This is a genomic window from Nocardia sp. NPDC056541 (genome assembly GCF_042794235.1).
GTDB lineage: Bacteria > Actinomycetota > Actinomycetes > Mycobacteriales > Mycobacteriaceae > Nocardia.
On record NZ_JBHTUD010000015.1, the window covers coordinates 39,004 to 51,844 of the forward strand.

Annotated in this window: 12 protein-coding genes; 4 read left to right on the forward strand and 8 right to left on the reverse strand. The window is 67.5% G+C overall.

The window, feature by feature from the left end; all coding sequences use genetic code 11:
- Positions 1 to 19 precede the first annotated feature (19 nt).
- Entirely contained in the window at positions 20 to 1,663 is a 1,644-nt protein-coding gene (eccE, locus tag ACFQ9R_RS24915) for a type VII secretion protein EccE (RefSeq protein ID WP_378993604.1), read from the forward strand.
- Between the two features lie 48 nt (positions 1,664 to 1,711).
- Here the strand turns inward: eccE and ACFQ9R_RS24920 are convergent, their stop codons facing one another.
- Positions 1,712 to 2,272 carry an NADPH-dependent FMN reductase gene (locus tag ACFQ9R_RS24920; protein ID WP_378993605.1) on the reverse strand — a complete coding sequence of 187 codons (561 nt, stop codon included), beginning with the start codon at positions 2,270 to 2,272 and terminating at the stop codon, positions 1,712 to 1,714.
- Between the two features lie 106 nt (positions 2,273 to 2,378).
- On the opposite strand from ACFQ9R_RS24920, the gene ACFQ9R_RS24925 reads away from it, so the two are divergent.
- Positions 2,379 to 3,359, forward strand: coding sequence for a GAF domain-containing protein (locus ACFQ9R_RS24925; protein ID WP_378993606.1), 981 nt, complete (start codon positions 2,379 to 2,381; stop codon positions 3,357 to 3,359).
- Here ACFQ9R_RS24925 and ACFQ9R_RS24930 read toward each other — a convergent pair whose 3' ends face one another.
- Entirely contained in the window at positions 3,360 to 4,166 is an 807-nt protein-coding gene (locus ACFQ9R_RS24930) for an S-methyl-5'-thioadenosine phosphorylase (protein WP_378993607.1), read from the reverse strand.
- 133 nt (positions 4,167 to 4,299) lie between these two features.
- Here ACFQ9R_RS24930 and ACFQ9R_RS24935 point away from each other — a divergent pair, with 133 nt between their 5' ends.
- Positions 4,300 to 4,635 carry a metal-sensitive transcriptional regulator gene (locus ACFQ9R_RS24935; protein ID WP_378993608.1) on the forward strand — a complete coding sequence of 112 codons (336 nt, stop codon included), beginning with the start codon at positions 4,300 to 4,302 and terminating at the stop codon, positions 4,633 to 4,635.
- A gap of 524 nt (positions 4,636 to 5,159) precedes the next feature.
- Here ACFQ9R_RS24935 and ACFQ9R_RS24940 read toward each other — a convergent pair.
- Positions 5,160 to 6,125: a helix-turn-helix domain-containing protein gene (locus ACFQ9R_RS24940; RefSeq protein WP_378993609.1), complete on the reverse strand. Its 966-nt coding sequence runs from the start codon at positions 6,123 to 6,125 to the stop codon at positions 5,160 to 5,162.
- Between the two features lie 280 nt (positions 6,126 to 6,405).
- On the opposite strand from ACFQ9R_RS24940, the gene ACFQ9R_RS24945 reads away from it, so the two are divergent.
- Positions 6,406 to 7,782, forward strand: a complete 1,377-nt coding sequence (locus ACFQ9R_RS24945) for an ATP-binding protein (RefSeq protein ID WP_378993610.1) — start codon at positions 6,406 to 6,408, stop codon at positions 7,780 to 7,782.
- A 38-nt stretch (positions 7,783 to 7,820) separates the two neighbouring features.
- Here the strand turns inward: ACFQ9R_RS24945 and ACFQ9R_RS24950 are convergent, their stop codons facing one another.
- From ACFQ9R_RS24950 to rplQ, 5 genes are all read right to left on the reverse strand, one after another.
- Entirely contained in the window at positions 7,821 to 8,768 is a 948-nt protein-coding gene (locus tag ACFQ9R_RS24950) for a nitrilase-related carbon-nitrogen hydrolase (protein WP_378993611.1), read from the reverse strand.
- A gap of 168 nt (positions 8,769 to 8,936) precedes the next feature.
- Positions 8,937 to 9,887 carry a helix-turn-helix domain-containing protein gene (locus ACFQ9R_RS24955; RefSeq protein ID WP_378993612.1) on the reverse strand — a complete coding sequence of 317 codons (951 nt, stop codon included), beginning with the start codon at positions 9,885 to 9,887 and terminating at the stop codon, positions 8,937 to 8,939.
- Positions 9,888 to 10,133: 246 nt separating this feature from the next.
- Positions 10,134 to 11,111: a helix-turn-helix domain-containing protein gene (locus ACFQ9R_RS24960; RefSeq protein WP_378993613.1), complete on the reverse strand. Its 978-nt coding sequence runs from the start codon at positions 11,109 to 11,111 to the stop codon at positions 10,134 to 10,136.
- A gap of 304 nt (positions 11,112 to 11,415) precedes the next feature.
- Positions 11,416 to 12,228: a tRNA pseudouridine(38-40) synthase TruA gene (gene truA / locus ACFQ9R_RS24965; protein WP_378993719.1), complete on the reverse strand. Its 813-nt coding sequence runs from the start codon at positions 12,226 to 12,228 to the stop codon at positions 11,416 to 11,418.
- Between the two features lie 91 nt (positions 12,229 to 12,319).
- The gene (rplQ, locus tag ACFQ9R_RS24970; RefSeq protein WP_378993614.1) at positions 12,320 to 12,832 is read right to left on the reverse strand and encodes a 50S ribosomal protein L17; all 513 of its coding nucleotides are present in this window, start codon (positions 12,830 to 12,832) and stop codon (positions 12,320 to 12,322) included.
- Between the last annotated feature and the right edge of the window lie 9 nt (positions 12,833 to 12,841).

Here is a 12,841-nt window from a genome sequence, read left to right on the forward strand (position 1 = left end):
GTACCTGGGGGAGGAACGAATGGCTGAGTTCACCGGGGCGGGACCGCGCCCGCTGTTCGGTCGGATTTCGCTGCCGCACCTACTCATTGCGCAGGTCCTCGGCCTGATCGCGGGGGTTGTCGCGCTGATCTGCCGCATCGATGCGCTGATGTCGCTCGCCATCGCCGTCGTGGTGGCGCTGGTGCCGCTGATCCCGATCGGCAAGCGCACGATCCTCGATTGGATCTCGACCATCCGCCGGTATTCCGCCAAGCGCGACTACACACTCGGCGACACCGTCGACTTCCGTGACACCGACGGGCGCTCGCTCGGCCTGTACTGGGACGGCAGCCGCGTGGTCACCGTCGTCGAGGTGCTGCCGCCGCGCGGTGGGCTGACCCGTATCGCGCGCACCGCCGTGCACGCCTCACACCTGTTGCCGCTGCCCGAACTGGCCGCGTGCCTCAACCAGCACGACATCCTGCTCAGCGGGATCGACATCATCAGCCACGGCCACCGCAGCCGGTCCGGCACCCCCGCGGGCGCGATCTACGAATCGCTGCTCGGCCCGCTGCCCGCGACCGCGCACCGCACAGTGTGGCTCGCGATCAGCTTCGACGCGGTGGCCTGCCCGGATGCGACGGCTCGTCGTGGTGGGGGCACCGACGGCGCTTCCCGCTCGGTCACCATCGCCACCCAGCGGATCATGCGCACGCTCGAAGACGCCGACTGCAACGCGCGCATCCTCACCGCCCCCGAGATCCGCAAGGCCGTACAGCAGATCACCGCGGGTCTCGATCCGCGCACGCTGAGTCAGCGGTGGAAGTACGCCGAGATCGGCAACGCGGTGAACATCGGCAGTGCGGTGGATCCCAAGCAGCTGGGTTCGGATCTGCTCGCCCAGCTGTGGGTCGCGCCGTCGCGAGGTACGACGGTCGCGGTGCGGTTGCGTCCCGGTAGCGACGCCGAATCCGTGAGTGTCGGCGCCGCATGGCGATTGACCGCGCGCGAGCTGCCCGAGAAGACCAAGTCCAAGGGCATGGTGTCGATGAGCGGACGCCATCGCGACGCACTGCTGGCGCACCTGCCGATCGCAGTGCCCGGTGTCGACGACACGATCCCGACCATCGAGTACCCGATCGACGTCATCGGCGCGCTGCACCTTCCGTCGTCGGGTTGCGGGCAGCTGCTGGGCTCCGACGACGAGGGCAACGGCGTCGCCACCAGGATCGTCGGCGCCGGTATCTCCACCGTGTACGTCGCCGGTGAGCTGTATCTGGCCCAGCAGTTGGTGTTCCGCGCGCTCGCTGTGGGCGAGCGGGTGCTGGTGCGCACCGACCGGGCGCAGGCCTGGGAGCAGTTGGTGACCACCGTCGGCAATCCGGAGCGGCTGACCATCGCCGTCGAAACACACCAGTCCGACGCGGGTTTCACCGCGACGGTGGTGGACGGTGTGCTCGCGCCCGCCCCGCACGCCGGTGTCACCACGATCTACCTCACCGGTGATCCGAACGGCTGGCCCGCTTCTCGCCCCGACCTGGAGATCTTCCAGCCGGGAGCGATCGGCAACCGCGTGGTGCTGCGTACGGGAACGACCAGGGTGAACCTCACGCTGGTATCGATTCCGCGCGAGTCGACCTACATCGGCCAGCCGCGTGGTCAGCGTGCGATGGCGTCGGCCTGATCGGTTCGCCGTAGCTCGCGTCACCACGCGGGTGATGCCACCGCCGGCTCAGCCCGGATAGGGTTCCACCGTGCGGGCTGCCCGCAAAGTCGTTCCCCACCAGGCCAATTGGTTCAACATACGGTCGCATGCGTCGATCGCGGCGTCGTCGTTGGTCATGCCTGCCTTGTCGAAGCGGCGTTTGGCCTGGGCGAAACTCACCGATTCGCGCACCGAGACCATGTGCAGTTCCGCGACCACCTGACGCAACTGCTCGACCGCGCGCAACCCACCCGACAACCCGCCGTAGGACACGAACCCGATCGGCTTGGCCCGCCACTCGTGCTTGGCGCTGTCGAGCGCGGTCTTCAGCGAAGCTGGATACCCGTGGTTGTACTCGGAGGTGACGGCGACGAACGCGTCCGCACCGGCCAACCTGGCCCGGAACGCCTCGACCTCCGGCGTCTCGGTGAGGTCCACCGGCAACGCCAGATCCCGCAGATCGAGCACCCCCACCTCGAATTCCGGCCGCTCCCCCAGCGCGGTGACCAGCCAGCCCGCCACCACGGGCGCGAATCGTTCGGGCCGGGTGCTGGCGACGATGATCTCCAACCGCAGCGGTGCATTCATGCCGCCGAGCTTATCGACCCCGAAATGCCCCGGTACCGGAGCCGCTGACCGGCTCGTGCACGATAGGGCGGTCGGTTTCGTTCATGGGGCGCAGGGGGTCGCACGCGTGATTATCGGACGTTGGCAGTTGGTGGAGACGTTGGGGACGTCGCGGGATTGGTCGATGTTGACCGCGGGTACCGCGCCGCGTGAGTGGGCGTCGTATCAGCGGGCTGTTCCGGCCCGGTTGCAGCCGTTGATCGCGGCCGCGCACGAGACCGGGGCGCCGGTGGAGGAAGTGTTGCCCAAGTCGCGCAATCCCTGGTCGGAGTTGCGGTTTCGGGCCGTGCCGGTGTTGTGGCCGGATTCGTCCGTGCATGCGGTGAAGGTGTGGGTGGGGCCGGAGGTCCCGGCGGACGAGCTTCGGGTCGCCCCGTTCCAGGTCGACGCCTATGCCCGGGTGGTACGTATGCATCCTGCCGGGCTCGGATCTCACTTCGGTTCCGCCCCGGTCGAATACAGCGGTGCCGAGTCGTTCGAGCGGGTCGAGCGTTTCGATCGCGCGCTGGAATTCGTTGCCGCGCTGCACCATTCGCAACCTCGGAGTCGCTGGTCGGGCGTTGCCACCGTGCATTCGGCGATCGGCCCGCGTTCGCTGCTGGTGGCCGCGCGCAACGGCGACGCCGAGCAGCGGTTCGCGTGGCGCGGCGTGTCCGTCGATGTCACCGACAGTGTCGCCCCGCAACACAAGTCGTTCGAGGCCGCGACGCTGGAATTGCTGCGCGAGTCCCAGCCGGGCCTGTACCTGGTCATCGTCGATACCGCCCAGGTGCGCGCCGTGCGCTGGGTCACCGAGCCGGTGCCGGGGCTGACATGGCGCGGAGTCGACGAGCGAACCGTCCCGCATCCCGAGGACCGGCCCAGAATCGCCGCCCTGCGGGCCGAGGTGCTGGCAGGTGCCACGCGCGCCGGGTTGAGCGGGTTGCGGCTGGCCGCCGAGGTGGGTGGCTGGCTCACCGTCGACGTCGAGGTGTCACCACTGCCCGGCGGCGGCGCGGCGCCTGCTTTCCTGCTCGCTCAGGTGCAGGTCACCGCGCAGCCGGGGTGATCAGGGTAGTTCGAAGGGCAGCGACACCCCGGCGTGCACGCGGCAGCGTTCGCAGGTGCCGGTGTCGTCGACCGCGGTGACCGCACGTCGCATGAGCTCTTTGAAAGGTCCGAGGTTCTTCTTGAATTCGGCGAACACATCGACGGCGTGCACACCGTCGCCCTCTTCCAGACCGGCATCCAAGTCGGTGACGAGAGCGACTGCCGCGTAGCACATTTCGAGTTCACGAGCGAGAACGGCCTCGGGATGACCGGTCATGTTGACCAGGTCCCAGCCCTGCCCAGCGAACCAGCGGCTCTCGGCGCGGGTCGAGAAGCGCGGGCCCTGAACGACGACCATCGTGCCGGAATCCTCGACCCGAAGGTCACCGGCGGACTTCACCGCGGCGGCGCGCAGATCATCGCAGTAGGGATCGGCGAAGGAGACGTGGACACCGCCGCCGTCGAAGTAGGTCTGCGGGCGACCCGAGGTCCGATCGACGAGCTGATCCGGCACCGCCACGGTGCCGGGACCCCAATCGGCGCGCAGGCTGCCGACCGCGCACGGCGCGAACACCCGGCGCACCCCGAGCGAACGCAGCGCCCACATGTTCGCCTGGTAGGGCAGGGTGTGCGGCGCGAACTCGTGCTGCTTGCCGTGCCGGGGCAGGAAGGCGACGGCGCGGCCCTCGACCTCCCCGATCGCGACCGGCGCACTCGGCGCGCCATACGGTGTGTCGACCTCGACGTGCACCGCGTCGTGGTCGAAGAAGTCATAGAAACCGCTGCCGCCGATAACGGCGAGTGCGGGCCGGGGAAGCGAACTCATAGCGCCGATTCTTCCGCCCGGGCCGACCCCGCGCAGCACCGGGGACCTGTCATCTGACATTTCGACCGCGAAACTGTACCCTAGGGGGGTATTAGTTCGCCACGCGAGCTACCAGGCAGGCGAGGAGACCACGGTGACAACACCCACCCCCGACACCGCGACCGGCGACGAGCACGCGGGCCACGCAGGCCACGGCTACATCACCGCCAAGGACGACTACCTCAAGCGACTGCGCCGCATCGAAGGTCAGTCGCGCGGCCTCCAGCGGATGGTCGAAGAGGAAAAATACTGCATCGACATCCTCACCCAGGTCTCCGCCATGACCAAGGCACTACAGGCCGTCGCGATGGGGCTGCTCGAGGATCACATCTCACACTGCGTCGTCGACGCGGCGATCGCCGGTGGACCCGAGGCCGAAGCCAAGATCAAAGAGGCCACCGACGCCATCGCCCGGTTGGTCAGGTCCTGACCGGCTCACGAAATCACCAGTGAGCCCGCGAGCCGTACTGTTCGCCGCGACCACGATGTCGTCACCGACCTGGCGATACACGGTGAATCCGGAGAACGCGGCGACGTGGACCTGCTCCCGCCACAGGTCCACGCGCCGGTCCGGGCACACATGGTCGACTCCCCCCAGGACGCCGACCCGGCCCGGTTCGGTGTGGTAAACCGCCGACGGCGCCACACCGTCGGCGAAGACTTCACGTTCCAGTGGCGTCACTGGAACTCGGACCCCCGGTCGACCGACTTCAGCCATCGCCAACACGACGAGCTGTGCTCCACCGGCCCCGGCATCCTCGATGAAGCCGATCGTCTGCGCCCGCGGGCAGATGCAGCCACGCGGGCTCGGCCTGCACCGCTGCCGCCCTGATTCGAATCGACATCGTGATCGCTCCTCGTACCGCACTGGTCCAACGAAATCCAGTGTGCTGCGAGAACGATCGTGCCGGCAGTCCTCCCGCGCCAAGCCTCTGACAATCAGTGCCACGTTGATCAGCCGATGTGTGACTGCCGATATTCGCCGGGCGTCATCCCGGTCTCCTGCTGGAACACCCGATAGAAGTGCCGTTCGGAGGCGAATCCCGAGGCGTAAGCGACCGCTGCGGGCGGATGGCTTCTCGTGCGGGCCAACAGCTTGCGCGCATGCATGATCCGCAATCTGCGCAGGGTGGTGCTGAGGCTGTCGCCAGTGCCGTCGAAGATTCGGAACAGCGTGCGGCGCGAGATGTGACAGGCCGCGGCCACCTCGTCGACGGTCAATTCCGGGTCGGTGCACCGCTTTCGGAGGTAGACCATGACGTGTTCGCGACTGAGCGCGTCGGCAGGGGCCTCGACAGGTTCGCTCCCCGCGGCGAGCAGCACCGCCGAGCCGAGGAGGTCGAGCGCACTCCTGGCCAGGATGTCGGCCTGTGCGGGCGATTGCGCGCGGACCCGGGCGAGCTCACGAAAGTAGGTGGCCACCACACCCGCCGGGCTGTCCGGAGCAATCGCGGTGGCGGTCGGTATGCGGACCTCGGCGAGACCCGGCTGCAGGCGGAGCAGTCGCGTGGGCACTCGCACGAGCACCTGCTCGTAGGACACGCTGTCGTGCCAGAGCGAGGGCCGCGCGGTGTCGAGGAACGTCATCTCGCCCGGCCTCAGTAGCACCGAGCGGCCGTCTTGGGTGAGCCGGGCATGACCGGCGACCTGAATGCTGACAAGCAGGTATTCCTCGTCGGCACACGCCACATGCGTCTTGGTGCGCCGGAATTCCTGATTCCCACCCGCGAGCGCGGTCAGCGAGAAGTCGGCGACACCGGGCAAGGCACTGCTGGTGAGCCTGCCGAACGTGGGCGCGTCCAATGTGGGATCGAGCGCGAGTGGGAAATACGTCTTCGTCATCAACGCCTCCCACTGCTCGAACTCCGCACTGCGCGGTGTCTGCGCCGAGAACTCCAGCGTCGTCGTTTCGTTCGCCACAGGCGACCTCCGGAAACGAGAATCAGATGCTGCCGTCGTGCGGCATCGCCCAGAAGAATACCCCCGCTCCGCGCCTCGAATGCAATTGCAAATGTACTTACATTCGGTCTTGACCAGGTAAAACCTCCCTGCGCAAGCCTCTTTCAGCACGCTCCGGTACGAGGGCCGCGGACAGCACCCGACACACGTGCGCGCGGTGTACCGGAAGACGTGACCGGGCCGTGTTTACTGGTGGTTGCCAGCAGGATGCTCGTCGACGCGCCACCGGGAGGACACGTCCATGTCTGCCGAATCCGCCGTCCTGTCCGTGCGCTCCGAGGACGGCCGCTCGTTCGTCGTCGAGAACGCCGCGGCCAGCCCCTTCCCCGCCGGATCCCTGATCGTGGTCAGTTGCGCGGGGCGCAGGCAGCTCGGGCTGGTCGAGGAGCGCACGGCGACCGTGCCCGTCGGGTTGCGGGGCAGGTTGATCGGCGAACTCACCGATGACGGGATCGACACCAGAGCCAGTCACGCGTTCGACGGCGGGGAGATCGGCCCCGCCGATCGCGACACCGTCACCGCGCTCCACCACATCACCGGCGCCGAGCTCGAGGTCGGCGTGAGTCTGTCGGCGCCCGGCGGCCCCGCTCGACTGCTCCCCACCCGTTTCAACCGGCATACGTTCTGGTGTGGACAGAGCGGTTCCGGCAAGACCTACGCTCTCGGCGTGGTCCTCGAGCAGCTGATCGCGTACACCGCGCTGCCGATCGTCATCTTCGACCCGAATTCCGATTTCGTCCGCATCGGCGAGGTGATCCCCGGCGCCACCGGCCCCACCGCGCAGGCCCTGCGCGAGCGCGACATCCGCGTCCTGCGACCGAAATCCGAACCACCCGGCCGCCTGCGGGCGAAGTTCATCGACATGCCCTTGACCTCGAAGGCCGCTGTGCTGCAGCTGGATCCGGTGGCCGACAGGGAGGAGTTCAACGAACTGATCCATCTGGCGTCGGCGATGTCCGGCGAAATCCACGATGTCCTGGACAACCTGCGCGCCGTCGAGAACACGGCTCGCCGCCGGCTCGCGATGCGCGTGGAGAATCTGGGGCTGCTCGACTGGGAGGTCTGGGCGGGAGCCGACCAAGCGGTCACCGAGATCGTCGCCGATCGCCCCGATGTGACAGTCCTGGATCTCGGCGGATTCTCCACGCCCGCACAGCAACTCGTCGTCGCCCTGTCGCTGCTCGACGATCTGTGGGCCAAACGCGAGGAACGCCGCCCGGTTCTGCTGGTGATCGACGAAGCGCACAACCTCGCCTCACCCCGACTCGAATCGCCGGTGGCCGTCGCGGTGCGCGAGCGGTTGATCCAGATCGCCGCTGAGGGGCGCAAATTCGGCCTGTGGTTGCTGCTGTCGACACAGCGGCCGTCAAAGGTGCACCCCGGCATCATCTCTCAGTGCGACAACCTCGCCTTGATGAAAATGACCTCCCCCTCCGACCTGGAGGAACTCGGCACCTACTTCGGCTACGCGCCTAGCGGCCTGCTCGCCCAGGCGCCCTGGTTCCGGCAGGGTGAGGCGTTGCTGGCGGGCGGATTCGTCCCGACGCCCGCACTGGCCAAGGTGAACGCCCGGCTGACCCGTGAAGCGGGCGCCGATGTCTCGGTGCCGCTGCGATGACCCCCGGCTTCGTCGCACTGTGGTTCGCGGCCGTCGTCTCAGGCCCCCGTGAGGCCGACGCGCACCGGCTCACGCCGCACGATCCGACCGCTCGGTCCCCGGAGCGGCAGGCGCTCACCGCGGGGCGCGGCCGCGGCGGCCGGGCGCACGGTGCGGCCGAGATCTAGATCGGCGTAGAGCAGTCCCTCGTCACCTTCGGCCAGCGGTGCGGCGAGTTCGAGTCCGCCGGGCCCGAAGATCCGCGAGACCCCGCCACCGCCACGCAGCAGGCGCCGCTCCGGCATCCGCGCGTCGACGACCTCCCAGCCTGCCACCGGCACGACCGCGACGGGCGCGATGACATGGGTCGATCCGTCCATCGCGTAGCGAACACTGGCGGCGGTATTGAGATCGGGCCCCCATTCCTTGCCCTCCCCGTAGTACACGGTGAAGCCCGACCACGCGGCGACGTGGAGCTGCTCGCGCTGATCGTGCATCTGTCCACGCAGGTCGGCACGGAGATGATCGGCGCCGCCGAGTACGCCGATCCGGCCGTGCACGGTGTCACGAACCAGCGGTCCCCCACCGGGTGCGGCATTGAAGACAGTGCGCTCGAGCCCGGTGGGTTCCGCCTTGCGAGCGACAGCGATGGTGCCGTCGGCATCGATCAGCGCCTGGGACATGAAGACCTCGTGCCCGGCCCGCTCGGCGAAGCCGATCGAGACGTGCACGCCCGTGCGCCGGGCGGCGTAGGCGATGGCGCGCAGTTCGGGGCCGTCGGCGGTCAGCGCGTTGGCCAGATACCTGGCCAGGAATTCCTCGCCCCAATCGACCGAATTGAGCCACATCCACCACGGGAATCCGGGCAGGAATGTCTCCGGAAAAGCAATCACTTGCGCGCCGCCGCGTTCGGCCGACGCGATGTATTCGATTGTCTGTTCGACTCCGGCAGACAGATTCAACCACTTCGGCTCGGCTTGCACCGCTGCCACGCGTACCCGACTCATCGTGCCCCCTTGTCGCTCAACCAGTGAAGAGTGTTCAATTCACTCTCTCGCAGAATGGCGCCACACAAACTGTCATCCCGTGCCAGCCGACTGACGGTCTGTGCCAATCCGCCGATTGCGATGAGTTTCGCCGAAGGTCTACCGAATATCGCGTGAGAACACGCGGTATCAGATAGACAGCGCGCTCGACGCGAGCATGCGGAATTCGCCGGGAGTCATCCCCGTCTCCAGCCGGAAGGCCCGGAAGAAGTGTCGCTCGGAGGCGAAGCCGGACGCGAGCGCGACCGTCGCGGTCGCCCGGCCGGGGTCGCGGGTGAGCAGGGTGCGCGCGCATTCCACCCGCATACGCCGCAGCACGGCGCTGAGTCCGTCTTCCACATCACCGAAGAGCCGGTACAGCGTTCGACGCGACACCAGACAGGCACGGGCGATGTCGTCGATGGTCAGGCCAGGGTCGGCGCACCGGGTCCGCATGAAGGACAGCACCTGCTCGCGGGACAGTGCCTGCGCGGGCTGACCCGACGGGATCTCCCCCGAGGCCAGCCGGACCGCGGAGGCGAGCAGTTTGACCCCGTTGTCGGCCAGGACAGTCGCATGGCCGGGAGCGCTCTGCTGGATACGGGCCAGATCGCGAAAGAAGCCGGCGACCGCCCCACCCGCGCTGTCGGCGGTGACCGTCACCGCGGTCGGCAACGGGGCACCACCCGGGCCGAGCTGCTGACGCAGGACCTCGAGTGGCGTCTGCACCACGACTTGCGCCCACGGACCCTCCAGCTCCCAGTGGTATGGGCGCGAGGTGTCGTAGAAGACCATGTCGCCGGGGCGGACCGAGGCGACTCGATCGTCTTGGTGCAGCAGTCCGGAACCTTCGGTCAGGATGGAGACCAGGAGGAATTCACCGTCGGTCTTCGCGATTCCGCGCGGGGTGCGGCGGATGCGCTGGCCGCTCGCGCGGACCGTCGACAGATCGAAGCCGGGGTGACTGCTGCGCTCGATGCGGCCGTGGAAGGTGCCGTCACCGCTCGGATCCGCCATCAGCGGGACGTAACTCTCCGACAGCAGCGACTCCCATTCGGCAAACGATTCGCGTGCTCCGGCGCGCGTCTGCGCGATCTCCATGCCAACCACCTCGCTTCCTATCCGAGTCGAACAGCAAACAGTTGGCGTCGCACAATCGTCGGGCTCGCCCGTGGCCGAGCCTGCCAGATCAACCGTCCAATTTCCATCAGCTGTTTCCGAATGGGATGGTTTGCCGACATCGGAAATGCGTCTAGCACTGCCGATTCCAGCGGATAACCGACTCGGGTCTTTCAATATGAAACATCCATGTGAGGCACATCACCTAACCCGGCTTGACGGCAATCGTCAGCCGATATCGGCGCCGGAACGAGCTACTACTCGGTACTCACCCGGCGTCATACCCGTCGCCGCGTGGAACGCACGATAGAACTGCCGCTCGGTGGCGAATCCCGATGCGGTCGCCACCGCGGCGATCGAACGGAAGTCGCTCGCCACGAGCAACACCCGCGCCCGCTCCAACCGCATTCCGCGCAGGACCGCCCCGAGCCCGCCCTCGAATTCCGCGACCACCCGATAGAGCGTGCGCCGCGACACCCGGCAGCCGTCCGCGATCCGTTCGATCGTCAGTTCGGGGTCGGTGAAATGGGCGCGCAGATAGTCCAGCACCTGCTGCCCGTTCACCGCAGCGATCTGCGCCCGGCCGGGCCGCTCGCCCGCCGCGATGGTGGCCGCCGCACCGAGGAGGTCGATACCGCTGCTCGCGAGCACCGCCGCCGACGCCGGATCGGTGCTGTGCAGCTGGGCGACCTGGCGGAAGAATCTGGCCAGCATCAACCCGACGCCCCCTTCCCCGATCACCATCCCGGCAGGCAGCAGATCAGCACGGATACCCAGGTAGTCGACGACCTGCTGCCGGGGCACCCGGATCGTGAGATCCTCGATCAGGCCCTCCGAGCGCCACCGAATCGGCTGTGCGGTGTCGTAGAAGATCATCGCGCCCGGTGCCAGCTCGACGCGGTTGCCCGCGTGCTCCACCTGGGCGTGGCCGGCGAGCACCACGCTACCGATGACGTGGAAATCGTCGGCCCTGGCGATATGCCTGCGCGTGCGGCGCAATTCGTGACCCTCGGCCACCACGGTGCCTACAGAGATGTCCCCGAAATCGGCCGACCTGATCCGCCCCTCGAACGCGCGTGACACAGTGGGCGCGATCGACACCTCGGTGATCGCGCCGGCGACCAGCTGTTCCCAGTGCGCGAAAGCATCCGGCGGCGCGATCTCCGCGGTCGAGCAGATCTCGGGAAATCCTTCGAACGACGTCATCGCCCGACGTCGCTATTCCACCGCGACAGGGCGCACGCTCGCCCCGAATTCAGCTGACGCCATTCGTGTCTCCGCCATGATCGCTGCCACTCGTCGAATGCGGTGACCGAGGAAGTATCCATCGTCTGGGAAATCTAGCATCGCCCCCGATTACCACACCGATAACGTGAGCGCCGCCACCACAACTCGGCGGCCGAGACAAGAAAATTTCCTTACTTTCTTCGACTAGGGAAAGTCTCGAACAAATATCGGATCGCCACTCGACAGTTCAGGTGTCACAGAATTCGGTGAACGGATACGGCTATTAATCGCCGCAGCAACCGCCCTCTGGCACCGGCACAGTTCTGGATTCCCGGGTTTGGGCATTACGCGCGGCGAGGTCGGCGTCGGCCGGATAGTCGACGGCGATGAGGCTCAAACCGTGGGCGGGAGCTACCGTCACCGAGCTGGAACGTGCCGTCTCGGCGAGCAGGGACGTAGTCCATTCGGGGGCGCGGCGGCCCTCGCCGACCGCGAGGACGGCGCCGACGAGGCTGCGGACCATCGACCAGCAGAAGGCATCGGCGCTCACGTAGGCGGTGAGCAGGTCGCCGTCACGTTCCCAGTCGAAGCGCTGGAGTTCGCGGATGGTGGTCGCGCCCTCACGACGTCGGCAGAAGGCGGCGAAGTTGTGCAGGCCCAACAGGTTTCGTGAAGCGGCGCGCATGGCCTCGAGTTCTACGCCGGGCTTGCACGGCACCACCCCGCGCGCCTGCAACGGCTGGGCGCCGTAGGGGGCGGTGGTGAGCCGGTAGGCGTAGTGGCGGCGCATCGCGGAGAAGCGGGCGTCGAACTCGGGCACAGCGGTACGGATTTCGGTGATCCGCACGTCCTTGGGCAGGAACTTGGCCATCCGGTACAGCAACTTGTCGGCGTCGAACTCGGCCTCGGTGTCGAAGTGCGCGACCTGTCCCTCGGCGTGCACACCCGCGTCCGTGCGGCCGGCGACCGTCAGCTGCAGCGGCTCACGCAATACCTTCGACAGCGACTCCTCCAGCACGCCCTGCACGGTGCGCAACCCCGGCTGCCGTGCCCAGCCGGTGAAATCGGTGCCGTCATAACTGATCCCGAGCCGCACCCGAGTCATGTCATCCTCCTGAATTCGCACGTGGAAAAGAACCGAGCCCGCCACCCACGAAGGGTGACGGGCTCGGCAGAACTCCTGAGAATCAGGCGTCCTTCTTGTCCTCGGTGGCCTCGTCGGCGGCCGGGGCGTCAGCCTCGGTCTCGTCGGCGACGGTCTCCTCGACCTCAGCGGCCGGGGCCTCTTCGGTCTTCTGCGAAGCGGCGACGCGACGGGCCCGATCGGCCTCGTTGGTCACGGTCTTCTCGCGGACGAGTTCGATGATGGCCATCGGCGCGTTGTCACCCTTGCGCGGCAGCGCCTTGGTGATACGGGTGTAGCCACCCTCGCGACCCTCGAACGAGGGGCCGATGTCCGCGAACAGGACGTGCACGACGTCCTTGTTGCGGATGTCCTTCATGACCTCACGACGGTCGGCAAGGCTGCCGCCCTTCGCCTTGGTGATGATCTTCTCGGCGTAGGGACGCACCGCCTTGGCCTTGGCCTCGGTGGTCGTGATCCGACCGTGCTCGAAAAGCGCCGTGGCCAGGTTGGCGAAGATCGCCTTCTGGTGCGACGCCGAGCCGCCGAACCGGCGGCCCTTCTTGGGCTTGGGCATTGTGGGTTT

What these genes read in the sequence shown, in the direction of transcription:
- ACFQ9R_RS24955 (WP_378993612.1), bottom strand. Translation starts at nt 9,887, where the DNA reads ATGGAGATCGCGCAGACGCGCGCCGGAGCACGCGAATCGTTTGCCGAA.
- ACFQ9R_RS24960 (WP_378993613.1), bottom strand. Translation starts at nt 11,111, where the DNA reads ATGACGTCGTTCGAAGGATTTCCCGAGATCTGCTCGACCGCGGAGATC.
- ACFQ9R_RS24920 (WP_378993605.1), bottom strand. Translation starts at nt 2,272, where the DNA reads ATGAATGCACCGCTGCGGTTGGAGATCATCGTCGCCAGCACCCGGCCC.
- eccE (WP_378993604.1), top strand. Translation starts at nt 20, where the DNA reads ATGGCTGAGTTCACCGGGGCGGGACCGCGCCCGCTGTTCGGTCGGATT.
- rplQ (WP_378993614.1), bottom strand. Translation starts at nt 12,832, where the DNA reads ATGCCCAAGCCCAAGAAGGGCCGCCGGTTCGGCGGCTCGGCGTCGCAC.
- ACFQ9R_RS24930 (WP_378993607.1), bottom strand. Translation starts at nt 4,166, where the DNA reads ATGAGTTCGCTTCCCCGGCCCGCACTCGCCGTTATCGGCGGCAGCGGT.
- ACFQ9R_RS24950 (WP_378993611.1), bottom strand. Translation starts at nt 8,768, where the DNA reads ATGAGTCGGGTACGCGTGGCAGCGGTGCAAGCCGAGCCGAAGTGGTTG.
- ACFQ9R_RS24945 (WP_378993610.1), top strand. Translation starts at nt 6,406, where the DNA reads ATGTCTGCCGAATCCGCCGTCCTGTCCGTGCGCTCCGAGGACGGCCGC.